This is a genomic window from SAR324 cluster bacterium (assembly GCA_015232315.1).
Classification (GTDB): domain Bacteria; phylum SAR324; class SAR324; order SAR324; family NAC60-12; genus JADFZZ01.
Window position 1 is genome coordinate 27,894 of record JADFZZ010000009.1, and the last position, 24,846, is coordinate 52,739.

26 protein-coding genes are annotated in these 24,846 nt (G+C 44.7%); 17 read left to right on the top strand and 9 right to left on the bottom strand.

What is annotated here, in order from left to right; genetic code table 11:
• Positions 1–113: 113 nt before the first annotated feature.
• Both HQM11_08705 and HQM11_08710 read right to left on the bottom strand, forming a co-directional pair.
• The gene (locus HQM11_08705; GenBank protein MBF0351100.1) at positions 114–1,547 is read right to left on the bottom strand and encodes an MBL fold metallo-hydrolase; all 1,434 of its coding nucleotides are present in this window, start codon (positions 1,545–1,547) and stop codon (positions 114–116) included.
• Complete coding sequence (locus HQM11_08710; GenBank protein ID MBF0351101.1) at positions 1,547–2,593, bottom strand: AraC family transcriptional regulator; 1,047 nt, start codon at positions 2,591–2,593, stop codon at positions 1,547–1,549. The genes HQM11_08705 and HQM11_08710 overlap by 1 nt, the downstream gene beginning before the upstream one ends.
• Positions 2,594–2,870: 277 nt before the next feature.
• Between HQM11_08710 and HQM11_08715 the strand changes: the two genes are divergently transcribed.
• The 9 genes from HQM11_08715 (at position 2,871) to HQM11_08755 (ending at position 10,105) form a co-directional block, all read left to right on the top strand.
• Positions 2,871–3,791, top strand: a complete 921-nt coding sequence (locus HQM11_08715) for a hypothetical protein (GenBank protein MBF0351102.1) — start codon at positions 2,871–2,873, stop codon at positions 3,789–3,791.
• Between the two features lie 128 nt (positions 3,792–3,919).
• Positions 3,920–4,072, top strand: a complete 153-nt coding sequence (locus tag HQM11_08720) for a hypothetical protein (protein ID MBF0351103.1) — start codon at positions 3,920–3,922, stop codon at positions 4,070–4,072.
• A gap of 83 nt (positions 4,073–4,155) precedes the next feature.
• Complete coding sequence (locus tag HQM11_08725) at positions 4,156–4,524, top strand: response regulator (protein ID MBF0351104.1); 369 nt, start codon at positions 4,156–4,158, stop codon at positions 4,522–4,524.
• A gap of 39 nt (positions 4,525–4,563) precedes the next feature.
• Positions 4,564–5,382, top strand: a complete 819-nt coding sequence (locus HQM11_08730) for a hypothetical protein (protein ID MBF0351105.1) — start codon at positions 4,564–4,566, stop codon at positions 5,380–5,382.
• Positions 5,383–5,391: 9 nt separating this feature from the next.
• The gene (locus tag HQM11_08735; protein ID MBF0351106.1) at positions 5,392–5,949 is read left to right on the top strand and encodes a hypothetical protein; all 558 of its coding nucleotides are present in this window, start codon (positions 5,392–5,394) and stop codon (positions 5,947–5,949) included.
• Between the two features lie 21 nt (positions 5,950–5,970).
• The gene (locus tag HQM11_08740) at positions 5,971–6,939 is read left to right on the top strand and encodes a chemotaxis protein CheX (protein ID MBF0351107.1); all 969 of its coding nucleotides are present in this window, start codon (positions 5,971–5,973) and stop codon (positions 6,937–6,939) included.
• Positions 6,939–7,517 carry a UbiX family flavin prenyltransferase gene (locus HQM11_08745; protein MBF0351108.1) on the top strand — a complete coding sequence of 193 codons (579 nt, stop codon included), beginning with the start codon at positions 6,939–6,941 and terminating at the stop codon, positions 7,515–7,517. The genes HQM11_08740 and HQM11_08745 overlap by 1 nt, the downstream gene beginning before the upstream one ends.
• A gap of 22 nt (positions 7,518–7,539) precedes the next feature.
• Complete coding sequence (locus HQM11_08750) at positions 7,540–9,582, top strand: ABC transporter substrate-binding protein (protein ID MBF0351109.1); 2,043 nt, start codon at positions 7,540–7,542, stop codon at positions 9,580–9,582.
• 253 nt (positions 9,583–9,835) lie between these two features.
• Positions 9,836–10,105: a cupin domain-containing protein gene (locus HQM11_08755; GenBank protein ID MBF0351110.1), complete on the top strand. Its 270-nt coding sequence runs from the start codon at positions 9,836–9,838 to the stop codon at positions 10,103–10,105.
• A 233-nt stretch (positions 10,106–10,338) separates the two neighbouring features.
• On the opposite strand, the gene HQM11_08760 is transcribed toward HQM11_08755, so the two are convergent.
• From HQM11_08760 to HQM11_08770, 3 genes are all read right to left on the bottom strand, one after another.
• A complete protein-coding gene (locus tag HQM11_08760; GenBank protein MBF0351111.1) occupies positions 10,339–12,132 on the bottom strand; it encodes an ankyrin repeat domain-containing protein in 1,794 nt (597 codons plus the stop codon).
• A 93-nt stretch (positions 12,133–12,225) separates the two neighbouring features.
• On the bottom strand, positions 12,226–13,527 hold the full coding sequence (locus tag HQM11_08765) for a hypothetical protein (protein ID MBF0351112.1): 1,302 nt from the start codon (positions 13,525–13,527) through the stop codon (positions 12,226–12,228).
• Between the two features lie 3 nt (positions 13,528–13,530).
• Positions 13,531–14,382, bottom strand: coding sequence for a hypothetical protein (locus tag HQM11_08770; protein ID MBF0351113.1), 852 nt, complete (start codon positions 14,380–14,382; stop codon positions 13,531–13,533).
• Between the two features lie 82 nt (positions 14,383–14,464).
• Between HQM11_08770 and HQM11_08775 the strand changes: the two genes are divergently transcribed.
• The 5 genes from HQM11_08775 (at position 14,465) to HQM11_08795 (ending at position 18,549) form a co-directional block, all read left to right on the top strand.
• Complete coding sequence (locus HQM11_08775; protein ID MBF0351114.1) at positions 14,465–14,707, top strand: hypothetical protein; 243 nt, start codon at positions 14,465–14,467, stop codon at positions 14,705–14,707.
• 187 nt (positions 14,708–14,894) lie between these two features.
• Positions 14,895–15,056 carry a hypothetical protein gene (locus HQM11_08780; protein ID MBF0351115.1) on the top strand — a complete coding sequence of 54 codons (162 nt, stop codon included), beginning with the start codon at positions 14,895–14,897 and terminating at the stop codon, positions 15,054–15,056.
• A gap of 117 nt (positions 15,057–15,173) precedes the next feature.
• Positions 15,174–16,967: an aspartate--tRNA ligase gene (gene aspS / locus HQM11_08785; GenBank protein ID MBF0351116.1), complete on the top strand. Its 1,794-nt coding sequence runs from the start codon at positions 15,174–15,176 to the stop codon at positions 16,965–16,967.
• A gap of 8 nt (positions 16,968–16,975) precedes the next feature.
• A complete protein-coding gene (locus HQM11_08790) occupies positions 16,976–18,058 on the top strand; it encodes a D-alanine--D-alanine ligase (GenBank protein ID MBF0351117.1) in 1,083 nt (360 codons plus the stop codon).
• Positions 18,059–18,108: 50 nt separating this feature from the next.
• Entirely contained in the window at positions 18,109–18,549 is a 441-nt protein-coding gene (locus tag HQM11_08795; GenBank protein MBF0351118.1) for a tRNA (cytidine(34)-2'-O)-methyltransferase, read from the top strand.
• Between the two features lie 22 nt (positions 18,550–18,571).
• Here HQM11_08795 and HQM11_08800 read toward each other — a convergent pair whose 3' ends face one another.
• Positions 18,572–19,123: a DsbA family protein gene (locus HQM11_08800; GenBank protein ID MBF0351119.1), complete on the bottom strand. Its 552-nt coding sequence runs from the start codon at positions 19,121–19,123 to the stop codon at positions 18,572–18,574.
• Between the two features lie 387 nt (positions 19,124–19,510).
• Here HQM11_08800 and HQM11_08805 point away from each other — a divergent pair, with 387 nt between their 5' ends.
• The 3 genes from HQM11_08805 to HQM11_08815 all read left to right on the top strand — a co-directional run bounded on the left by HQM11_08805 (position 19,511) and on the right by HQM11_08815 (position 22,883).
• Positions 19,511–20,698: a hypothetical protein gene (locus tag HQM11_08805; GenBank protein MBF0351120.1), complete on the top strand. Its 1,188-nt coding sequence runs from the start codon at positions 19,511–19,513 to the stop codon at positions 20,696–20,698.
• 403 nt (positions 20,699–21,101) lie between these two features.
• Positions 21,102–21,725 (top strand): threonylcarbamoyl-AMP synthase, encoded by a 624-nt coding sequence (locus HQM11_08810; protein MBF0351121.1) that lies wholly within the window; start codon positions 21,102–21,104, stop codon positions 21,723–21,725.
• 27 nt (positions 21,726–21,752) lie between these two features.
• Positions 21,753–22,883, top strand: coding sequence for a beta-ketoacyl-ACP synthase III (locus tag HQM11_08815; protein ID MBF0351122.1), 1,131 nt, complete (start codon positions 21,753–21,755; stop codon positions 22,881–22,883).
• A 1-nt stretch (position 22,884) separates the two neighbouring features.
• Here HQM11_08815 and HQM11_08820 read toward each other — a convergent pair whose 3' ends face one another.
• The 3 genes from HQM11_08820 to HQM11_08830 all read right to left on the bottom strand — a co-directional run bounded on the left by HQM11_08820 (position 22,885) and on the right by HQM11_08830 (position 24,833).
• Complete coding sequence (locus HQM11_08820) at positions 22,885–23,160, bottom strand: hypothetical protein (protein MBF0351123.1); 276 nt, start codon at positions 23,158–23,160, stop codon at positions 22,885–22,887.
• A gap of 41 nt (positions 23,161–23,201) precedes the next feature.
• Positions 23,202–23,726 carry a hypothetical protein gene (locus HQM11_08825; protein MBF0351124.1) on the bottom strand — a complete coding sequence of 175 codons (525 nt, stop codon included), beginning with the start codon at positions 23,724–23,726 and terminating at the stop codon, positions 23,202–23,204.
• Between the two features lie 162 nt (positions 23,727–23,888).
• Complete coding sequence (locus HQM11_08830) at positions 23,889–24,833, bottom strand: glucokinase (GenBank protein MBF0351125.1); 945 nt, start codon at positions 24,831–24,833, stop codon at positions 23,889–23,891.
• Positions 24,834–24,846: the final 13 nt, after the last annotated feature.

The window sequence follows — 24,846 nt, forward strand, 5'->3', positions numbered from 1 at the left end:
CAGTCGCTCCTCCTCTAGTCTGTAGAGACGTGCTATAGCGCGTCTCTACGCATGCCCGGCAGGAAATGTGTTTTTGGGGAAATATCTATTTTGTTGTTCGAATGTTCCATAAATCAAAGCTGTTGTTCTTCTTGCAACTTGTCCAGATGAGCATTGATGTTTTTCCAGGCCAGAGGATAAAGTAAGCGGGGAATATCCTGATACAAAGTCTTCAGAATCTGGATTCTGTTTTTCCCGGACTGTAGGAGTTCCAAAATCTGTTTTTCCCTCATTCTGCGATGTTTCAGCGTGTTTTCAAGAAGTGTTGTTCCACGCGAAGGAATTCCATGGGACGGCATGATCACGGCTGGATTCAGTGAAATCACACGTTCCATGCTCTCAAAATATTTTTTCATATTCCCTTCCGGTGAGGCAATTACGACGGTCCCCAGTCCCTGAATCAAATCGCCCACCAGAAACCATTCCATAGAATCTGGCGCCAGACCAAGCTGTCCTTCATCATGTCCCGGGATCTCAAACACACGCACAGGTTGCCCTTTCCACCAGGTGAGTTGGCAACCCTCCTGAACCAATTCCACTGAAACCCCCCTGAAATACCTGCGCCCCCATTTTTCTTTAATCCGCTGAAAGGTGTCATGACTCAGGAGCATGGTTTTATCCAGATCACGAGCAAGACGTGTTGATTGCTGATGATGATCAGGATGGTGATGAGTCAGGAATATGCCATCAATCTCATGTTTAGCAAGCGATCGACAAAGTCGTTGATATTCCAGTTCGGAATTGGGCGAAGGATCTATCAAAAATCTGCGTCCCGGTGAATCCCCAAGGATGAAGGCATTGGTTGTTGAGGCCGGAGGCAACGTTTCAGAGGCAACCATCAACTGCCATATTCCACTGAGAAAAGGAATCGCGAATATTTCGTCAGGCGACACCGCTGGATTCAGTCGGCCTGTTCCGGAAACAGTGATATCCTCTGCAAGTCGCTCCACCGCAACCAGAGTTGGAGGAACCGCCAAAATCTTACCAGATTCATACTCCTTCAGAAAATCACGGGGAGTTGCCCAACCAGACCAGGCAATTTCACCGGCATCGGGTAGGAACCGCATTTTTTCAGACAGTACCAGCTTATAAAAACAGGTCTGATACCTTACAGGATTTGAGGCGGGAGTGAGAGCATTACCAAAGGGAGAAATTTCATGAATGAGTCCCTTCTGTAACGCGTTCAACAGGTCAAACCCGAGTTCTTCCTTCAGTTCTCGACATAACGCATGGAAATGATCCATTGGAATATTTTGAGGACAATCAGGTATTTCAGCATTTTCCGAATCTTCGGGATCAATCACACCCCCTGGAAAAGCATGGTACCCCGGAAAAGCACGCAGATAGTTCTGACGACGAATCATGAACAACTGATCGCCTGCAATGATAATGGCTGAAACCGAGGGTCTGACTAACGAAGATACAGGTTGTTTGTGATATTTCCTGATCAGCTTGAATCCCTGTCGAATGGTTTGCTGGGCCAAAAATTGGACTCGTTGGAATTTCATTAAAACCCGGAAGCTAATGTGTCTGAAATGTGAGGCTCTGATTTGAAATCCTCACGATATTCTCCGGGGGTCTGCCCTGTCCATTTTTTAAAGGACCGATGGAAGGCACTCGGTTCAGAAAAGCCAAGCATGATGGCAATTTCATTGATTGGAAGTTGGGGTCGTTTCAGATAAGACATTGAGAGATTTTTCCGGATATCATCCAGAATGATCTGAAAGGAAGTATTTTCTTCTCTTAGTTTGCGACGAAGCGTCCGTGGAGTCATTCCCATTTGTTCCGCGACAGAATCAAAGCCAGGAAAATGAGCTTTGAACATGCTTCCGGTCAATTGCTGAACCTGTTTTTTAACGCTTTGATCTTCAGGAATTTTTTCCAGGAGGTCCTGACAAATTTTTTTCATGATTTTTGACAGGGTATGATCCGTGTGTCTCAGGGGAATTTTCAGCAAGGCCTTATCAAAGTAAACCTCATTGTGTGGTTGATTGAATTCAACAGAACATTCAAAAATGGTTTGATACTCCCGAACATAAGCAGGTACATCATATTGGAAGGTGATATGGTGAGGATGAATTCTTCGATTTGTCAGAATATGTGACATTTTCATCAAACCTGTGATTCCAGATTCAACGACAAATTTCGGCAGAGGTTTTCCCGGAATGGAGGACTCAAAACGCAGGGTAGCCAATTCATCCTGCAAATACAGACTTAGATTTATGCCATAGGTAATCACACGTTGATATTCGATCCCAAGTTGCAATGCGTCGCCCAGCGTTGAACTGCTCATTGCGGCATAGCCAACCTGACTGTAGCTGTCTGAACGGATGTTTTGACCAACTCTCAACCCCAGTGCTTCATCACCTGTTTGATGGATTGCTTCTTCAACAACTGTGATATATTGCCGGGTGCTGACACGGGCAAATGGATCATCAAGTAAATCCAGAGAAATACCGGCGAGGGAAAGCAATGCCTTTCGATCCAGTCCATACTGCTGAACGACATCAATCAAAGAATTGATAAAACTGATAGAAAGTGTTGCGGGTTGCATGAGATTGAGCTGGAAGAGATTGACCGGTTTTTATGAAAATTCATGCAATTGAATTCTTTTTCTATTATTAAAAATTTGATATGAATAACCAAGATTTTTTATAATCCAGACTGAGGATCGATTGGAGTTATACTTAAAACGGATAGAATTCGGAATTTTGTCATTCTGAGCAACGCGAAAAATCTTAAACCGTGGCAAGAGTTCCTTCACTTTGTACAGGATGAAAAAAAGTATATATTCACCCTATTCTTACATTTTCAATTTTATCAAGGTTTCAATGTCTTTCAATCCATTCATGTCTCCGTTAGCCGAACTGTATCTATTCATGAACGGGAGCCGTCATCTTTACCGGCAAATCCCACCATTTCCGAGAAGTCTGCTGTTGCGACCCACCCAATTGCCCCCTGGTGAAACCATTCCCCGAATCGAGGTTGAGTCGTCGCAGCTATGCGTTCAGCAGAAACAATTGCATGCTTTTGAAAAAGTCTGTGGTTATCCAGTTCAGGATAAAGAAGGATTACCCGTCAGTTTTATCCAGATACTCGCGGGAAACCTGTTCCCTGATATTTTTCATCATGAATCGTTTCCGTTGAGACCAACCGGGCTTATACACATCAAACAAACAATCCGCATGCTACGTACCATTTCAAGATGGGAAACTCTCAAAATAGTCTGCACGACAGAAGGACACCGCAATGTCCGGAAAGGCGTTGAATTCGATATCCATGCAACTATATTCTGTGGATCTGAACAGGTTTGGAACAGTACGACAACCTTTCTCTCGCGTTCAGACTATCAGACAAATCCATTGCGAGTGGTGAATCCTGTCATTCAGGGAGTCTTAAAACAAAGGGCTTGGGATGTTCCTGAAAATGCAGGTCGAAGATTTGCGGCATTGTCTGGGGATTTTAATCTGATTCACCTGCATGCCAGGGTTTCCAGATTTTTCGGTTTTGAAAACCCGATCGCTCATGGGGTGTGGTCAATTTCACGATGTCTGGGGGATTCTTTGGAATTATTGCCCGAACCACCTTTACAACTTGATATCCGCTTTAAAAAACCATTATTCCTTCCAGGGAAAGCAACACTCTTTGTTTCCGGAAATATGCAGAATCTAAACTATGAAGTAAGAAGTCCGGATGGTAAAACCACATTTCTTACAGCACAACTAAAAGCCTTAACGGCAAGGGGAACATGAAAAATATTATTTTTCGCTGTCCCCCTAGACATTTGATTCTATTTTAGTATATGTCTAAAGCACTAGTCATAGTCTTGGTGAAAAAAAACACTACTTTGAACTGATTTTGAAAAAGTCAATGAGGTTTCATGAAATGGATTGCGTCTCAAACACGTTTTATGCTTAAAAAAATGATGGGAAGAAATTATGACAGTCTGACAGCGGATGCTCAGAAAAAACTGAACATTCTGGTCGCGGGTACTGATATTGCAATCTTGGTTTTATTAATTAATCTATTGTAATTTCTTTTTGCATTTCGCTTTATTATTAGTTATGAAGCATAATAGATTTTTTTAGAATAGTCCCAAACTCAGAGGAGGAAAAGATGGCACAAATTCTGGTAGTTGATGATTCAGAAGCAGTTCGTAACGAAGTCAGCGGATTTCTCAGTGGCAACGGTTTCACTGTTTCCACCGCGATTGATGGAAAAGATGGACTGGAAAAACTTAAGAAAGATAAAGATATTAAACTTGTAATCACAGATGTGAACATGCCCAACATGGATGGCTTGACGATGTCAGAAAAAATTCGCAGTGAACTCAATAACCAGAATGTTCATATTCTGGTGTTGACCACTGAAAACGACGCGAATATGAAACAACGGGGAAAAGCCGCAAAAGTTAAAGGTTGGATTGTTAAGCCTTTCAGCGGCCCAAGTGCTCTGGGGCCCATTCGCAGTCTGGTTGGTGCCTGAGATTAGTGTCACCGGACAACCTCTTCTGGATTAAAAAATATGTGGGAATTTATCTTGGGGATGATTCCGGGTGCGATCATAGGCGGTATGCTTATCCGGATTCGCTGGAAAAAACATTTGATGCATACTTTGGAAACCATTGAGGAAAAATTATCTCAAATGGTTCCTAAATCATCGCTGTCTCAAATCAGGGAAACTCTTCAGAAAGAAAATGATGCTTATTCCCATAAAAATTTGAAATTTCAGACCGAAATTCAGAATAGAATTGATAATGTCCTCATGGACTTATCAGAGTTACAAACAACTCTATCTCTAGGGCGTCAACGCCAGTTAGTCGAGGAATATCTGTCAACTTCCATGGAAACGCTTAACAGACTGATTGAGGAAGTCAATCACCTCCTTGGACTAGTCACCACGTTTGAGAGGTGGCACGATGGTTTGGCTGAACTCAAGGCTAACAACAAGATGATGCATAAGCTCAATGAGGATTTTAAAAAAATTGGCAGTCAAACCGCTATTTTATCCTTGAATGCCAGTATTGAAGCTTCTAAATCGGGTGAAGCCGGAAGAGGTTTCAAGGTCGTTGCACAGGAAATTTCTCAACTGGCAAATCAGACACAGGGTGTGTGTAACAACTATACCTTGCAGTTAACCAAGAATGATCTCCTGACAACCGCGACATTTCAGGACACCCAGGCAGGGAGTCGTATGGCACTAAACGCCATGGACGGTTTAAAATATCTGGTGGAAGACCTTAAAAATGTGCTGGTAAAACTGGAGATGCAAGAAAAGAATACCATTGTGGGTGACGCACTCAAAAAACTCAAAGTCATCAAGCACAATCTGGAGTCTATCTGAGAGGAAACTTTGATCAGCCAGGAAGCCAAGAACGCATTTTCATTGATCTATACCCAAATTGTAGATGAAGTGCTCAATCAGTTGCAACAAGGACATTACTGGCAAATCAACCAGATTGAGACAGAAGCAGGGTTGAAAGCACGCGAATTTGTGGTGTTGACCTTGTGCTCCTATGATTTCAGACTGTTTGTTACAATTCATTTCACCTGTAACATGAAAACAATTTCTTATGTTGCAGAAGCCCTGAATCTGTCCGCGGACCAATTAAACCGGGACAGGTTTTATGATTATATGGGCGAATTTGGAAACAACATTTGCGGCGCGTTGAAACGTGAACTGGGCAGAGTGTTTCCACACTTGGGAATGTCTACACCAGACAGGCTTGAAGAACGAGCCTTCAAACATTTCAGCCAGATGAAATATGAATATTCATTGTTTTCATCCGCAGTATCAGAAAAAGGGGTGAATCTGTTTTTCAGTCTTTATGTTTGCCCTTACGGGGATCTTGATTTTGCAATGCCTCAAAAAGCAGAAGCCGTGAGTACCGGCGAAATTGAATTATTTTAACACTAACCCAGAGGGAGAACCATGTCTGAAGCCGCTCAAATTCTGAGTAAAGTATTGATCCATGAGATAGACCCCGATCACATGCAAAAACTCAGGGAATTCTGTCAAACTCATAATCTGATTGGATTGAAGGCCGAACAGTATAAAAATATCAGGGAAACGCTGGAACATAACATTGATCTGGGTGCTATTTTCTTGTGTGAAGACGCAAAACTTGAAGGACGAACGGGAATTGAAATTGCCCAGGAAATTCATCATATCAGACCCGAATTGCCAATTTTCATGCGAAGGATTTCAGATACTGAATTGCCACACAATGAGCACATATCCTGTGCCGGTTTTTACAAAAAAGATGAACTGGATGTGCTCCAGGAACATGTCAATAAGTTCATTTTCAATACCTATTATCCTACCGCCATGATCCATGGGATTGAAGAGTTGTCTGAAATCGCGCTAAATTCTGTTCTTAAAGACGTTACTATCAGCGTGGGGGCGCCCTATCTGGTACGTGACCGCATCATTTATGGAGAACTTTTCAGCATCATCTCTCTGGAAGGTGGATGGTGCCGTGGTTTTATGATGCTTCAATCAGAAGAAGCCAGCCTCTATGAATTGGTTCGTCATGGAAAAACGCCCATGAATTCAGATGAAGGAGATTTTCGATCAGTCAACGGACTGATGGGAGAGATCACCAATATGATGTGGGGCGGATTCAAATCAAGATTCTTCTCTAACACCAATTCCGGATCGGGTGATTTCAGAATTCAGGTTCCGACGATCATCAATCACTCAAGGAATTACATTTCTTTCGGTTCTGAAGATCCTCAACTCTGCTTCCACTACACGATCACGGATAATTCAGGAAAGCTTGCTCCCATATCGTTATACCAGAAATTTATTTTTCATTTGAGCTGGTCTCCTGATGAATTCAAGGAAGCCCCCGATGCCATGGATTCACTGGTGCAGGCGGGAGAACTGGAACTGTTCTAATGAACCGGATTGTAATCGGAATAACAGGAGCCACCGGAGTAATATACGGCATACGTATTCTGGAAATACTCCGTGGTGATCCATCCATTGAAACCCACCTGATCCTCTCCAGGCCAGCAATGCAAACACTGGCCTATGAAAGCACGTTAAAGCCTGCGGATCTCTATAAAATTGCGGATTTTCATTACTCCAACGAGGATATTGGAGCGGCTATTGCCAGTGGATCCTTCCGGGTATCAGGTATGATCATCGCACCCTGTTCGATTAAAACAATGTCTGCCATTTCCCACAGTATGTGTGACAATCTGATCACAAGAGCAGCAGATGTGGTGTTGAAAGAAAAAAAACGTCTGGTATTGATGGTTCGGGAAACGCCCCTTCATGCAGGACATCTCGAGAATATGAAACAGCTATCACTCCTTGGCGGAATCATTGCGCCACCTGTCCCGGCATTCTATTCCAGGCCGCAATCCATTGATGACCTGGTAAATCATACTGTGGGTCGTGTTCTGGACTTGTTTGATATAGAACATCAACTTATAAAACGCTGGAAAGATCCCTCTTCATCACAAACCTGAATCCTGTTCGTTTAAAATCACTATGACTCCACCCAAATCCAGAATGCTCTCAACAATCCCGGTGATTCTGTTTTTTGCGCTGTCGCAGGGTAACACTACTTTGGCACAAAGTCTCTTCAGCCAACCGGAATGGCTGACGAACCAGCAAGCTGTCATTGAAAAAACACAGGGACCTTCATTAGCAGCATTGGAAGATCAGGAATCAAGACTCCAATATTTCAGACAAATTCTGGAGAAAAACTTGTTTGAAGCCTGGATGTTGTTGGAAACACAAGGAGCATTGCTGGAAAAATACTATCAGAAAGTTGCCTTGCTCGAATTATTAAAAAGAATGGAACAGTTTTCCGAGATGGAGTCAGAAGCTGAAGCTGTGTTGTCAGCGCCTGATCAAAACCAATTCATACCACGGATCAGGTTCTATTATCATTGGGCAAGAGCTAGGCAGAACAAGGTTTTGAATGGTCCCTTTGAAAATCTGGAAGCACAATTATCACAGGACGATCGACAACTTCTTGAACCTTTTCATGGGATGCTCCGTGAATATTTTCTTAAAAACAATCAGCCTGTTTCAGCGTTATACCATGAAATAAAACGGTCAGAACTTCCCGGAATTGAGCAATCCGTTGTCCAGCAACATTTTCAGGAAATCATCAATTCTATTTCAAATGAATCAATTTGTAACCAGATTGAACGTCAATATTCAAAAAATCCACTCATTCTAAAACTGGTTCAAATCAAGCAAGCTGAACTTTTGATGAATCAAAAACGTTATGTCGAGGCTCAGGATTATTTGACCAGGAAATTATCCTCAGAAGAGGCCGGCTTAGCTTCGAATCATCAACTTAAACTCACAAATCTCCAGAACCGTTTATGGGTCAAAACAAGAGTTGTACCCACAAAAATCGGGGTAATTTTACCCTTGAGCGCAAAGCCCGCACAAATTGCCCAACTGGCAAAAGACGCGATGGAGGGAGTGCGCTTGAGTCTGATAGATTTTCAGAATCGACGAGTGAACAACCAGGATAATTCAAACAAATCACCCCGTTCCACTATAGAGTTGATTTTCAGGGATTCTTATCTTAATCCGCAACAAACTGAGGACATTACCAGATCCCTAATAGAAGATGAGCATGTGATTGCGATCATTGGTCCGTTGATCAGAACAACATCTGAAGCCGCGGCCCGAATCGCTCAGGAATATCAGGTTCCGCTCATAACACTGACACAAACCTCATCCATAGCTGAAGTTGGCGATTATGTTTTTCGAATTAATGAAAATTGGGCTGAAGAAGAAAAAAATCTGGCAGACTATGCAATAGATTATGCTCAAGTCAGGTCCTTTGCGGTGTTATATCCTCAAACCCGTGAGGGAAAGGAAAAATTGGGTTATTTCTGGGAACAGGTAGAAAAACGAGAACGGACAATAGCTACGGCCTATGGATTTTATCCAAAACAAAAAACTTTTCTTGACGCCTTTGATGAATTCACGGGTGCGCGCAGATATCTTTCAGAAACTGATAAACAGATCATGGAAGAAATTGAAGAAAAACAACAGCAGCCAATTCGAGATTTTGACGGAGTTTTTATTCCGTTAGGTGCTGACAATATGGATACCGCAAATATCATCTTTCCCTATTCCAGTGCTTATGGAATGGATAAATTGTTTTACGCAGGTGACAGCGGATGGAACAATCCGGCAATTGTGCATACCATCCGGGGGCATGTTCGCAAACATGTTTTTACTGGAAGTTTCTCCAGGGAAAATCCAGATGAGGAGGTTCAGAAATTCACGCGCATGCATGAGAGATACTTCTATCAGCACCTTAATTACGAAGGCCCTTCAATCTACACAGCATTTGCCTATGACGCGGCAGGAATCCTGATCTCATTGATTACTACCCAAAATAAAGTGCAGGATCACCAACAGTTGCGCGAGCAGTTGGTCAACCTGCAAAACTATCATGGTGTGAGCGGTATGCTGAAATTTCAACAAAACGGCGATATTTCCAGAAAGTTATCACTCTATCGTGTATTTCGTCGTCAAATCCGCCCCGTTGACCTATAATCTGATTCATGGAACAGCCCAAATTATTCGCTGATCGTGCAATAATTTTATCAGAAATTCAGCCATCAATGTTCTTCATAAAAAAACCTTGAATAATAAATCAGTTCAAGAGATTCATTAAAATTGAACTCAATCTATAATTTTTGTGAACATTAAAAATGAGTTACTAAGAGATACTTTTCAATGGATGAAAGTCTCTTTTTTGAGGTAGATCTCCACAGAGATGCTACAGAATTGTAAAACAGAGGTAATTATGACTATCAAAGTAGAAATTCCGTCAACTGCCAGATTGAAGGGTATGGGTGTCACCAATTGGCCTGTCTGGACCAAGGAAGTGTCAGAATTTCCTTGGACCTACACCGAAACAGAAACCTGTTATTTTCTGGAAGGAGAAGTGATTGTAGAATCTGAAGGAAATGATCCTGTCGTGATTGGCAAGGGCGATCTGGTCATCTTTCCCGCAGGTCTCTCCTGTGTCTGGAAAATCAGCAAGGATGTCAAAAAACATTATCGCTACAGTTAGCTGATGCTGTCGGGAATCTTGAGACTAAATGTGGCTTCTTTCCAGATTCTCTTTGAACTTCGATAGGTCCATTATTATTTTGAATGATGCTGTAGCTTCCGTCCTAAATCTTTTCCCCGGCCAACGTCCCTGTGTAAGGAATGAATGAGAAATGAGATGTCTGTCTCAAGAGGAACTCTAAAAGCCCGCACGAAGTGCGCTATGTTCACAAAATATTATATCAAACATAAAAATCAATTATGTTGAAGTAGCATTTTTGTTTGTTGAAGATGCCGGGCAATATCGCCATAACCATTTTCTATGGCCAGATCCATCGCTGTTTTGCCCTCTCTGGTTTGAGCGGTGACTGAAGCGCCTTTGGCGACCAGAAGTCTGGAAATATCAGAATGACCCTTATTTGCGGCAATCATCAATGGCTGGTATCCCATATTGTTAGCAGCATCAATTTTTGCGCCATGGGTCAATAAAGTCCAGACAGCGTTCACATGTCCCTGACTGACAGCCAGCATCAGCGGCGTCCAGCCTTCCGGATTGGTCACATTGACTTGAGCGCCATGCTGAATCAATAATTCAATCATGGGCAGTTTTCCATGGAAAGAGGCCCACATCAACGGGGGCATGCTGCCCTTGTTCGGATCCGCCTTACGATTCAGCAGTAACCTGGTCACAGCGTCATATCCCTGAAAGACAGCCCATGACAACGCGGTTTCCCCACGGGAATCCGTTAAATTGCAATCAGCATTCTGATCAAACAGGGCTTCAATCAATTCCCGGTTATCTTTGGATACAGCTTTCATGAACAGGGTTTGCCCCTGTTTATCAGGAGTGTTGATATCCAGGCCCGCATCTAAAAACCGCTGCATGTTTTCTACTTTTCTGTTTCCTGCCAAGGCCATCCATTGATCCATGGAAAGGTTATGTTTTTCACGTGCTTCCGCCAGTGCCTGCCGCAATTTTTTCTTAATTTCCGGTTCCTGAGTTTTAAAAAAGTCATCCCATTGTGCTTTAGTAAGAACAGGATCTGCCCCCTGTTCCAGCAACTGCAAGACCGCGGAATATTGATTCCGTTCCATAGCCCACATCAATGAAGATTTCCCGGAGTTGTCCCTTGTATTGATCTCCGAACCCCCGTCAGTCACCGCCTTGATCACCTCATGATTGCCCTGATACGCGGCATACATCAGTGCAGTTCTTCCTTGAAGATCCATTGCGTTTAAATCTGATTTTTCCGACAGTGACAGCGCTATCTCAGGTTTTTGAAGTTTGATGGCCAGCATCAGGGCAGTTCTACCTCCGGCATCGCTTCCATGAAATTGATTAAAATCATTGGAAAAATAAGCCTGATTGTTGTGTTCCAGAGCAGAAACCACCTGATCCCAGAACCACCACTGATAGCCCAGATAACCACTCCAGCCAAACACTGCGATCAACGCCACAATTCCAGCCTGAAATGCGGCAATATTGAATTTGGGATGTTTTGAAATTTTATGGAACCAGCCTTTTATAGACTTTAAGGATCGAGAAAATATTGAAGGTTCTGTGACCGTTGGAATTTGTAAGTCAGATTCACTTTGAGGAGTGTATTCAGTTTCCGGCGATATTGAGAATTGAGGACTTTTTTTCTTTTTAGCCTGCTGCATCGTGTTCGAAAAAAATCCTTTATTCAGAACAGATGAGGGCTCTTGAGTTTTTGACTGAAAGCTATTTCCTGAAATGGCGTCCTTCAATGAAGCAAACCAAAGCAGAAATGCCGGCAATGTTTTAACCAGAACATCTGAACCATGCACGGCGTAGACACTGATATTCGCAGGTAACAGCAATTCTGACAGGCCCTGAATGAATTCAATGGTTTCAGGTGTTAATTTTGTTGTTGCCTTAAAATCAAAAATAACTTTTCTTGTCTGACGAGACTGTAATTCGTCAAAAATCTTGGTAATTCCTGAACTGACATTTCCCTTGACCAGTTCTTCGTGTGTCCGAAATACACAGGTTTGTTCCTTGTAACCACGAGTGATTCGATTCAGCATATGCGCCCCTTTTGAGATGGAAATAATCCTGATCAGCATGAATCAGCAAAAACCAAGCCATCAACAAAGAGGGACGAACCCAGATTGGCTTATTCAATCGGTTCCTTCAATTCCAAAGGACCAGACATCACCTAATTGGGTATCCTCACGAAGTCCACCCATGATCCAGATACGATTATTGTGCACGGTTCCAGCATGAAGATAGCGTTGGGCCCACAAGCCAGTCGATTCCTGTGTCCAGTTTTGTCCATCACTCGAATACCAGACATCCTGCTGGTCTTTTCCGCCGACAAGCCATAAGCGGCTGTCATAGGTCAGACTCACCCCATGAACCCTGGCATCCCAGGCGGGAGTAACGGCCTGAGTCCAGTTTGTGCCATCGGCAGAATACCAGACTTCGTTGGAGGCATTTCCATCAGATCCTGCAAAAACCCATATTTTGTCATCGAGAACCGCCGCGCCGAGTCCTTCTTTTCCTGTCCAGGCGGCGCTGGCTGTGGCAGAAGTCCAGGTCTGTCCATCTGAACTGTACCAGACATCATTGAAATAATTTAAATCGTTACGCCCACCCATAATCCAGATCTTGTTTTGAAAGATGACACTGGCATGGCAACGCCGGGGAGACCATCCCGCAGAGGCAGAGGCCTGAGTCCAGTGATATCCATTGGTGGAAAACCAGACATCGCCATAATGCGTGACATCATTCCAGCCCCCTATCACCCATAACGTGTTTTTAAATGACAATGCCGTATGGCAGTACCGTGCATTCCACAGAGATCGCGTGGCATTTTCTGTTCCCTCAAAATCCAGGGCGATATTTTTCCAGGAACGACCATCGCTCGAGGTTGTATAAAAAACATCCTGCCTGGGGGTCAGGCCGAACTTCCCACCAAGACTCCACAATTTACCATCATGGGATACCAGCGCATGGCCTGACAGATAGGTTTCATTGCTGGTAGCCCGTAGATCCCAGGAACAATCGACTCCCGCGTTGGCGCAAGAATCACTGGTGACAGTGATGACAATATTTTTTCTGGCGGTGCTTCCTTTACTGTTGCTCATCATCCCACCCGGTGCGGTCTCAGTGACAGCTTCAATCGCAATGATCTGATTGCCGGCTTCTTCAAACAGCACCGTGCAAATATCCTTGTTGTCACAGTTTTTAATTTCGACCGCGTTTTGATACCAGTGAATGTTGTCATAGACTGAATCTGAAGCGTCAAAAATGACTTCTTCACCGGCCGCAACGGTTCTGGCAGGTTGAATGCTCACCACCACTTTTGCCTTGGGCTGACAGAATGGATCCATTCCGGAACAGGCCGCATTGTCTGAGCATCCGTACTGAAATATTGATATCAATAACATGAGATATCCCGGTAACCAGTTCATGTTCATGAGTCACTCCAGCGAAATTTGTCTGATACAGCGAACGGATCCCTGTATGGAAAGCCTCTGTTGAACAGAATCCACACCAGCGGAAAAATCATGGGCCCAATAGGTTTGATTGACGGAGTTCACCTGAGAACTACTCCAGTAATAATAGGGCAGTCGCCAAACATCATTCGCAAATGATTCGGCGCAGTCCTGAACCTGAATATCGCAAAAACCGGCATTAGTTTTAACCGCGGCCATCAGTTTCAACTCATCCAGTGAAGGCAGATACCAGGAAACGCCCGGAGAAATTCCTGCCGCACAGACGCTGGCCGCATCAAACCAGTTGCGGCAATTCGCGTAATTGTCAGAAGCCCGGCAACCTGAAGCATCGCTGGTCTGCATGAGCAGACATTCAAAATCATTGGCCTTTACAAGAATCCCGTCCGCATACATTTGCCCGACTTCTCCGCATTTCACGATAATTTCCAGATTTTTGATAGATTTGGTTCCGCTTTTCACAGACGTTCCCTCCACCGTGACCAGCACCTTAATCACAAACACTCCTGGGTGATCAAACTCAATGGAACAAACGATTTTATGAAGGCAAGCCTCAATCGGGACATCATTCTGATACCACAGAATATCATCATAAACCGAAGCCGTAGCGTCAAACACTATCAGATCGCCAGGCAAGATGGATCCTTCCGGGGTCATCGTGACATCAGCCAGCGCAGAACGGGTGCAACTGACATCTGTATCCTGACAGGGTTCGGAATTGCTGGAGGAACATCCTGTGAAGAACCAGGTCAAAATCAGCAGAAAGCATCCCGCCTTCCATGGTACAAGTCGTTGAAATATCAGTTTTGGTCTGGACATTTTTTTTTCTGAAAATTATGGTTTCAAGCTTTACATCAGGAAAGACCTGACTGTTATTGTGAATTAACACCTATTGGCTCTTATGGAAGTCTCATTTTCACTGGACGACATCAAACGCAAAATCAAGATTGAGCAAGCAGTTCGCACCGTTCTGGGTGTGTTTGATGACGAAGAACTCACCATTGATGAAGGACTCGTCGCATGGAACATGCTGGGGTTTACGATTTTTCAGGAAATCTACCCGGAAGCCTCCCATGAAGAAATTCATAAGAATATGATTGAATTTGCCAACACACTGTTTTATTCCAAACAGAAAATTTCATAAACTCGGGGGTTCTATTACTCATGGATAGCCTGGCACTTGATTCGGTTTGATGTTTACCTGATATTCAATCAAAAATTTATCAGAAGCATCTTTGAAAGAAAAGACCAAGATATCATGCTGACCGAGACATGCTGAATTCCCCCAGGCGATGTAACCCGGTTTGAACAATAATCATAAGGAGAATCCAATGAAAAAAAAAGGTTCACATCATCGAAAAAGTATTGCCCATTACCGTAAAGAAACCAGTAAACTGCGTAAAAACATGAGTAAACGCATACGCTATCAATATTTGAAAGCTTTAGCAAAAACACAGGAAACGACAGGAACTGAACCAACAGTTCAGGCCTGATCGAATTTAATAATATTCTTCCGGCGCATGAGGTGAAAATCACAGCATGCGTAAGACCCCACAGCAACCAATCATTCAATGATTTATTTTTCTTCCATCCATCCTTGATCCTGAATTATGAACTACTGGCAGCGTACTTATTTTTGCGGTGAACTGAGATCCGCCAATATCGGCGAAGAAGTAACCTTGATGGGGTGGTGTAACACCCGCCGGGACCACGGAGGCGTTATTTTTATCGACTTGCGTGATTACACAGGGTTGGCACAGGTTGTTTTCCGACGTGAAGTGGCCCCTGAACCTCATGAACTGGGTGATTCCATCCGCAATGAATATGTGCTGGCTGTCAAAGGACGTGTCACACCAAGGGAACATGGAAACGTCAATCCCAAACTCCCCACAGGTGAAATTGAGGTAGTCGTCACCAGTCTGGAAATTCTGAATTCCAGCAAACCTCTGCCTTATGTCATGGAAGAACGGGACAATGTGGATGAAAAAGTCCGACTGTTTTACCGCTATCTGGATTTACGCCATCCCCGCATGCAACGTAATTTGATGCTCAGATCCAAAGCCATGCAGGTGACCCGGAACTATCTGAGCAACCAGCGCTTTTTTGAAGTCGAAACGCCGATCCTGACCAAATCAACACCGGAAGGCGCACGGGATTATCTGGTACCCTCCAGGGTTTCTGCCGGACATTTTTACGCATTGCCCCAGTCGCCCCAGTTGTTCAAACAGTTGCTGATGTGCAGTGGTTATGACCGCTACATGCAGATTGCCCGCTGTTTCAGGGATGAAGACCTCCGTGGCAACCGACAGCCTGAATTCACTCAAATTGACCTTGAACTCAGCTTCACACAGCCTGAAGAAATTTATTTATTGATAGAAGGCCTGTTGAAAGAGATTTTCAGGAATGTGATTGATATTGATATTCCGACACCGTTTCCACGCATAACCTACCGACAGGCCATGGATGACTATGGCAGTGATGCTCCGGATATCCGTTTTGATCTGAAACTCCAGAACGTCTCTGACATTGTCGCCAACTGTGGTGTCAAAGTGTTTGCGGACGCTATTTCCAAAGGTGGACAGGTCAAAGCCATACGAATTCCGGGAGGTGCTGATTTTTCCAGAAAAGAACTCGATGAATTGACAGAATTCGTGAAAATTTATGGTGCGAAAGGCATGGCCTGGGTCAAGTTTCAGGAGACAGGCTGGCAATCACCCATCGCCAAGTTTTTTTCCTCAGAAGAACAAAAAGCCATTGAATCCCGTTGTCAGACCAAACAGGGAGATTTGCTCATTTTCTGTGCAGACAGCGCAAAAATCGTGGCTGATTCTCTGGGCAATCTTCGAAAGGAAATCGCCCGCAGAAAAAAGTTGTTCAAAGAAAACCACTATGAATTTGTCTGGGTCACTGACTTTCCATTGTTTGAATATAACGCCGAAGAAAAACGTTATACGTCCAGTCACCATCCCTTCACCATGCCCAATCTGTCCGATCTGGAACAGCACAAAAATGGCGATCTGTCTCAAATCCGCTCAGTGGCCTATGATGTGGTGCTGAATGGCGTTGAACTGGGCGGAGGCAGTCTGCGTATTCATCGACAGGATATTCAGACCCAGGTCTTCCAGATGCTCAATCTCACCAATGAAGAAATTCAAAGCAAATTCGGATTTTTGATTGAAGCGCTTTCTTATGGTGCCCCACCGCATGGTGGCCTAGCCATCGGTTTTGACCGCCTGATGATGTTTTTGCTCCATACAGAATCCATTCGGGATGTGATAGCCTTCCCCAAAACCCAGAAAGCCGCCTGTCTCATGACTGATGCCCCATCCAGAGTCGATCAAAAACAACTGGATGAATTGCATATTCGCGTCAAGGCATCGGCGTTGTCTGAAGCACAGTCGTAAAGGATCGCATGACTTCTCCGAATAAACTGCGTATTGGTGTTTTGTGTGGCGGAAAAAGCGGTGAGCATCAGGTTTCATTGATTTCAGCGTTCAACATTCAACAGCGTCTTGATCCTGAAAAATATGAAATCCACATGATCCCCATAGATCCACAGGGGCAATGGTATCTTGGTACAGGAGCTGACTTTCTGCAAAACGCCGAAAGTGTTAAAAACGCCAGAATGAACCAGTCGCTTCCCCGGGTAGCCTTGACTTCCGGCAGAAAATTGGTCGATCTTGCCAGCGGAAAGAAGCTTGCTGAAATTGATGTTTTTTTCCCGATCACGCATGGCCGCTATGGGGAAGACGGTGCCATTCAAGGATTATTGAAATGGTTTGATGTGCCGTTTGTGGGACCTGATGTTTCAGGATCTGCCATTGGCATGGACAAAGACCTCTCCAAAAGATTACTGCATGAAGCCGGAATTCCTGTCACGCCATCCATCACACTTCGTGGTGACAATTCTGTAACCTATCAGGACGTTGTCGCCAAATTGGGAAACCCTGTCTTTATCAAGCCCTGCCGGGAAGGTTCTTCCCTGGGAACACAAAAAGCTGTGGATGAACCGACTTTCCGTCAGGCCGTGAAAACTGCCCTGGAATTTGACGATAAAGTTCTGGTGGAAGAATTTGTTCAGGCCCGTGAAATTGAATGTGCCGTTCTGGGAAATCTAAACCCGGAAGCATCCCTTGTGCTGGGTGAGATTGCACCGACATCCGGATTTTATTCCTATGAGGCAAAATATGTGGACAAAGATGGCGCATCCTTGATGATTCCAGCGGAACTGCCCGCAGATGTGACAGAAAAATTGCGGGAAACAGCGGTAACAGCCTTCAAGGTTCTGGAATGTCAGGGGTTAGCCCGCGTGGATTTTTTTGTAAAACAGGACCTGTCCTTCTATTTGAATGAAGTGAATACACTGCCAGGATTCACCCAGATCAGCATGTATCCCAAACTGTGGGAAGCCTCGGGTGTGCCCTATTCTGAATTGTTGGACCGGTTGATTCAATTTGCGATTGAACGGTTCAACCGTGAAAACCCCAAAGCCTGAAAATCTGTGACTCTGTGAAACTATATCAAACACCTCCCGTCAACGTGGTTCTGGTTGAACCCCAAATCCCTCCCAATACAGGAAATATTGCACGCTTGTGTGCCGCAAGCCGATGCCATCTGATATTGGTTGGAACTCTTGGTTTTGAACTGACAGATCGCTATCTCAAACGTGCCGGACTGGATTATTGGGATTATGTGAGTTGGGAACATCAGCCTGACAAGGAATTGTTCCTGAATTCCATGAATCCTGCTAAAATTCATTTGCTCACCACCCACACCACCACCCCCTACACCCGAATGGAGGTCAAGGAAAGTGACTACATTTTTTTCGGCAAGGAAACAGCGGGCCTTCCTGAAAGCTGGCGGTTGTCTCATCCGGAACGCTGTTTCACCATTCCCATGTGGGAACCCAATGTCCGCAGTCTCAACCTCGCCTCAGCCGTATCCATTGTTGTCTATGATGCGTTACGTCAGTTGAACAGATTTTAAACCTTTAATTTTCCAGATGTTGTCATCTTTGATTTTTTTGTCCCAAAACAGCTTGTACCAGCTTGACCAAGGACTCATAAGGCTGAGCGCCAACGATTCCATAAGGCTCCGCGACAAAGGCCGGAACTCCAGTCACACCGATCTCTCGGGAACGGAGCCAATCTGAGTCGATTGCGTCCTTAAACCTGCGGTTGATCAGGACATCGCGTGCGTTTTCAATCGGCAAACCGATCTCTTCCGCCAGTTGAAGCAGTACATTGATGTCCCCAATGTTTTGTCCGCCAACAAAACAGGCTTGATAGAGTGAGGTGTGAAGGCGCTCTCCATTGGGTTGACCTTCCGCCCATTTTGCAAGTTCTTGAGCCAATCGAGTGTTGAAGGTCCTGGACGGGGAATTGTAAGGCAGTCCCTCCTGTTCCATGAGCAATTTCAAATGTGATCTCATGGGTGAGTTTTCAAAATCGCTCCCTGGAAATAAATCGTTCAATGCTATTCCTTCTGCCGGAATTTCTGGATGGAGAGGGAAAAAACGCCATTGTATTGTGACAGGGTAATTGGTTTTTAGTTTTTCAATACGCCCGGTACTGAGATAACACCAGGGTCATATAAAGTCGGTAAAAACTTCAAGAGTCATTGTTTCAGACATAAATTCCTTTCGAAAAAATTTGGGGCATCTTTCAGAAATTGTGAAAAGTAGTTATCAGTTTGAATGTGTCATCCCGAAAAAGCAAGGGCCACGATGGATCTTAACGCATGGTGTGTAAGCGTGCTCCTTAAAGCACCTCTGGTGCCCTTCCACAGTTCGTTGGAAAACCACCGGAGGTGGGCTAAGAAGGATTCCCCACCAGAGGTAGAGAACCAGAAAAAATGGTTAAAGATTTATGGTCGGGTACTTACAAATCATTATTCCATACCCGGGATTTATCCTGTAATCCCTCTGTTGTTCCTCATGGGGGGAATCATGATTTTATTCTATCAGGCTGGAACCCGGGACGAGATCAGCCCCAAAGAGAATCAACCTGCCAATCAATGGCGCTTGTCTTACTGGGAAACCCCCATTCCATTGCAGGATAAACCTCCAGAAAATTTTCAATTACTGGCTCAGGGAATTCAACCCGAAGATTGTGCCAAATGTCATCCTGCCCAGTTTGAAGAATGGTCGGCCTCCCTTCATAGTCAGGCGATGAGTCCGGGGTTGCTTGGACAATACGAGGTTTACGACGCCGTTGAAAAAGCCCGATGCGACATCTGTCACGCTCCCATGAGTGAACAATGGGAACAGTTGCCCACCTCAGACGGGAACTGGCAGACTAACAACCAGTTTGACCGGGATCTGAAATCGCATGGGGTGACCTGTGCGGCCTGTCATTTGAGAAATCACCAGCGTCATGGACCACCACTCAGACCAGACAGAGAATCCCTGTCTGAAGCCTTGCATGGTGCGCCTTTCCGCACACCTTTTTTTGAAACTTCGGAATTTTGCCGGGGATGTCATCAACATGAAGCCAACACCTTCAAACCGGGAGGAAAAACTGTAGAAAACACCTACATGGAGTGGCTGGAGAGTCCGGCTTATGCGAGCGGAAAAACGTGTCAATCCTGTCACATGCCCGATCGCAAACACCTGTGGAAGGGAATCCATGACAAGGACATGACAGCCTCCGGGGTCGCTATCCGTTATTCTGTCAGCAGTGATACTCCTCAACACGGAGAATTGTTCAACGCCACATTAACCCTGGAAAACACAGGAACCGGACATTATTTCCCCACATATTCCACTCCGGCTGTGTTTATGAAAGCGGCCTTTCTGGATGAAACAGGCAACGTGGCTGGAGATGAATATTATGCGGAAAAAATTCTGCAACGACGTCTGGATGTGTCCAGCACCTCATGGAATGAAATCTTTGACACACGACTGGCTCCTGAAAAATCAGTCAGCCTTAAATTTGAAAAAAGGATTCCTCCCACGGCTCAAAGCTTCAAATTATGGGTCCGGGTGGAACCTGACCATTATTATGAGCAGTTTTATCGTGAGGCACTGATAAACAACAGCGAACATACCGGTTCTCTGTTGTTTAAAAATGCCTTGGAAACAACCCTTCAGCGCCAATATACCCTCTTTTCAAAAACATGGACTATCTCCAGGTAGAAATGAGCGATTTCCCGGGAAAGTAGTTTTTCATGAAGGAGTGTTTGCAACATTTAGGACCAACAAAAGAATAACTTCCCAAAGTTTTTTTACCCACCGCCCTTGCTCAGGACTGTAGAGACGCGCTATAGCACGTCTCTACGCATGCCTGTAGGACCAACAAAAGAATAACTTCCCAAAGTTTTTTTACCCACCGCCCTTGCTCAGGACTGTAGAGACGCGCTATAGCACGTCTCTACGCATGCCCGGCAGAAAATGTTTTTGAAAAGTTATGGAAGTTATTTTTTGAGTAGTCCTCAGGAACATTACGCAGTCTTAATCTTGCATCCTCTATATCAATTGTTGTATAGGATGCATTACGTCAGTTGAACAATTTAAGTTAGTCTGTTTTCCCGGAGGCAAAATGTTGCTCGTTATCAATCCGCAAAATCCACAACAGCGGTTAATCGATCAGGCTGTGTCCGTTTTACAGAATGACGGGGTGATCATTTATCCAACAGACACAGTTTATGGGTTGGGATGCAGTGTGTACAGCAAGAAAGCGATGGAACAGGTCTGCCGAATCAAGGAAGTGGATCGTAAAAAACCGTTAACCTTTGTCTGTTCCAGCGAACGTCAGATTCAGGAATACACACAGGGAATTGATGCCCCGTTATATAAACTCATCCGTCGGCAATTCCCCGGACCCTATACCTTTATTCTGGAAGCTTCCAAGATTGTCCCGAAAATCATGTTGACCAAGAGGCGTACCATTGGTGTGCGTTATCCAGACCATCCCATCACGCTGGCACTTGTTGAATCCTTGGGACATCCGATCATAAGCACCAGCCTCAGAGCCGATGAAGAAGACCTGCATGATGATCCTCATGATCTGCATGAACAGTATAAGAATGTAGTGGATATGGTGATTGACGGAGGTGTCATTTTTGCTGAAAACTCAACCATTGTGGATTTTACATCGTTTCCTCCTGAAGTCATTCGACAGGGAAAAGGCGATCTTTCATGGTTGGAAAACGCTTTGAAATAAGCACATTCCCATTTTTTAAGGAGATACATGAGTCAAGTTGTTATCAGTGCCACAGGATTATTCACCCCGCCAGAATCGATTTCCAACGAAGAACTTGTGGAATCCTTCAATGCCTATGTTCAACAATTCAATACGGAACACGCCGAACTGATTGCCAGAGGCGAAGTCACAGCCTTGGCTGAGTCCACCGTGGAATTTATCATCAAGGCCTCAGGAATCAAAAACAGATATGTGATGAACAAATCTGGCATTCTGGATCCCCGCATCATGGCCCCTGTCATTCCGGAACGTTCCAATGAGGAACCCTCTTTGCAATGTGAAATGGGGGTGGCCGCGGCAAAACAGGCCATGGAACAAGCAGGAAAAACCGCAGAGGATATCAGCTCGGTTTTTGTGGCCTGCTCCAATTTCCAACGACCTTATCCAGCCATTGCGATTGAAATTCAGAAAGCACTGGGAATCAAGGGCTTTGCGGTCGATATGAACATGGCCTGTTCTTCAGCGACATTTGGAATTCAAACCGCGGTCGATGCGATCGAACGGGGCCATACCAAAACGGCGCTGGTGATCAATCCTGAAATATGTTCGGGGCATCTTAATTTCAGAGACAGGGACAGCCATTTTATTTTTGGGGATGCCTGCACCGCTATCATTCTCGAAAAAGCGGAAACTGCCACGGTGAAGGATGCGTTTGAGATTGTTGGAACCAAACTGATGACTGAGTATTCCAATAACATCCGTAATAACTTCGGATTCATGAACCGGTCCGCGGCTGAAACACGCGATGCCCGTGACAAACTCTTTGTTCAGGAAGGTCGAAAAGTTTTCAAGGAAGTGATCCCGATGGTCGCTCATTTGATTCTGGAGCACCTGCATGAACTGGGAATCGAGGCTTCTGAGCTCAAACGTCTATGGCTCCATCAGGCAAATCTGAGCATGAATCTGCTCATCAGCAAAAAAGTTCTCGGTCGTGAAGCCTCGCTGGAAGAAGCACCCAATATTCTTGAAGAATATGCCAACACCAGTTCGGCAGGCTCCATCATTGCGTTCCATAAGTTTCATAACGATTTGAACGCTCAGGATCTGGGGGTTGTCTGCTCTTTTGGCGCAGGCTATTCCGCGGGCACTGTGGTTGTGCGAAAAATCTCGTTGAATTGAGTCAGGCCTTGCGCTGAATACGTTCTTCCTGACGCTTTTGAATTTTATGCTGTAATTCTTCCAGCTTGATCTGACGATCCAGAACATCCTGCCTGAATTCTTCCAGCCATGTTTCTGAAACATCGCGTGTCGTCAAAGCAAAATATTCCTGGTCTGTGCCAGTAGCTTGAGACGACAGCATTCCCTGAATTTTTTGCTGATACGCCAACAAGTCCGGATCATTTTCAATCAATTCATTGATTTGTTGCTTCAATTCAGTTTTTATTTCTTCCACCATTCACACCTCATTCACCATGGATCCGCAAGATTCTGTCTGGTTCAACCCACAGAATCCTGATTGATTTTGATTCGAAAACTTCCCAGAAAAGACATCATGGTCGAAAAACGAAAGTAAACCACTGATTTAGAAACCTCTTTGCCGGAAGGCAATTCGCGGACTGTTCCATAACAGGTTGTGTGAGTCCGGTGCAGATTCCAGGGACGAATGTTCACTTTTTCACCCTGATATTCATAAACCTTGTCCTGTACCTGAAAATTAAACCTGTACCGTATTTTTGCCTCCTGAAAATATCGAAGCTCCAGCACGCCCTGACACGGAGTATCACGACATAAACCATCAATCGTCACCACGCCCTTCAAGGGTTGGGAGAGAAACGTTTTTTTGACAGGATTCAGCCATTGCAATAATTGTTCTGGCCCCCAGGTGACTCGGAACTCCATGGGCAATTTACCTTTTTTGCCGACCTGATCCACAAACTCATGTTCTCCAGACATGACCTCATCAATCGTAAAGCCAATGCTCCTGTTCAATATTTTTTTCATCAATGCGTCCTGAGTCTTCATGATCCTCCATGTTTAATTTTGATTTGTTCCCATATTTTGATTTTGTCCTGTAGGAGCAAACCTGTGTTTCTGCCCGGAATCAGTGCGAACCCACAGGTTCCCCTCCTACAATTTGTGGCAGAAACTATGACCACCGCCCTTGATTTCAACAACAACCCCAATTTAGAAGAATTGAATACCATACAAAGCGGCGCCAAACAAACCACTGTCTTCATTGAGATTCAAAAAGACCGGAATGGTTCGCAAGAGAGCTTCCTGGGTTGGGGAATTGAGAAACTCATTCAGAAATGACAGATTATTGACCAAGCCCGGATTTTTTGCCGCGACACCGCCTGCTATGAACAACCCCCCCGTCGTAAGAACGGAAAGCGCATAATGCCTGCATGCTCTTGCATAAAACCGGGCAAACCATTCCACGGTTTTTGGAAAATTATCCAGTTGATTGGACACCTCCGCAGGACTGAGTTTATGGCCATACAGAAAATGATGCACCAGGGATAATCCCATCCCTGAGACCACGATATCGCCATAACCATAACTTTTTCCTGTTTCTCTTGCCAGAAACCGTTCATATTCTTTTTCTTCAGCACCTGTGAACATGAAACCCACATGTCCGGATTCAGAGGGCACCGCAACGTAGTTCCCCGAATCCAGCGGCACAAGCGCGCAATGTCCAAGGCCTGTTCCAGCACCAATGACACCGACAACCCCTTCCGCATCCGCGATGGCATGATGAATCAGTACCGGATTTTTAACGGCAGGACTTCTGCAGGCAAAAGCCTGAGCCACAAAATCATTGATAAGGATACTCGGGGGAAAACCACTTGCTGACAATTTGGAAACATCAATCAACCATGAAATATTGGCTGGCTGACAAATTTTCTTTTGTCGAACAGCCCCGGGAACCGCGAATACAGCGGCATTACATTCTCTGATGGGTAATTCCGAATCCTCCCTCAGAGTCTGGAGCATCTGCTCAAAAGAACTGAAGGAGCCCGTCAAAAATTTTTCTGAAGCAAGCATCTCCAGTTCATTTGTACCTTTTTTTTCAAACACCGCGAAACGACTGTTCGTTCCACCAATGTCCGCAGCCAGTATTTTCATAATTTTTCTCCAAAGA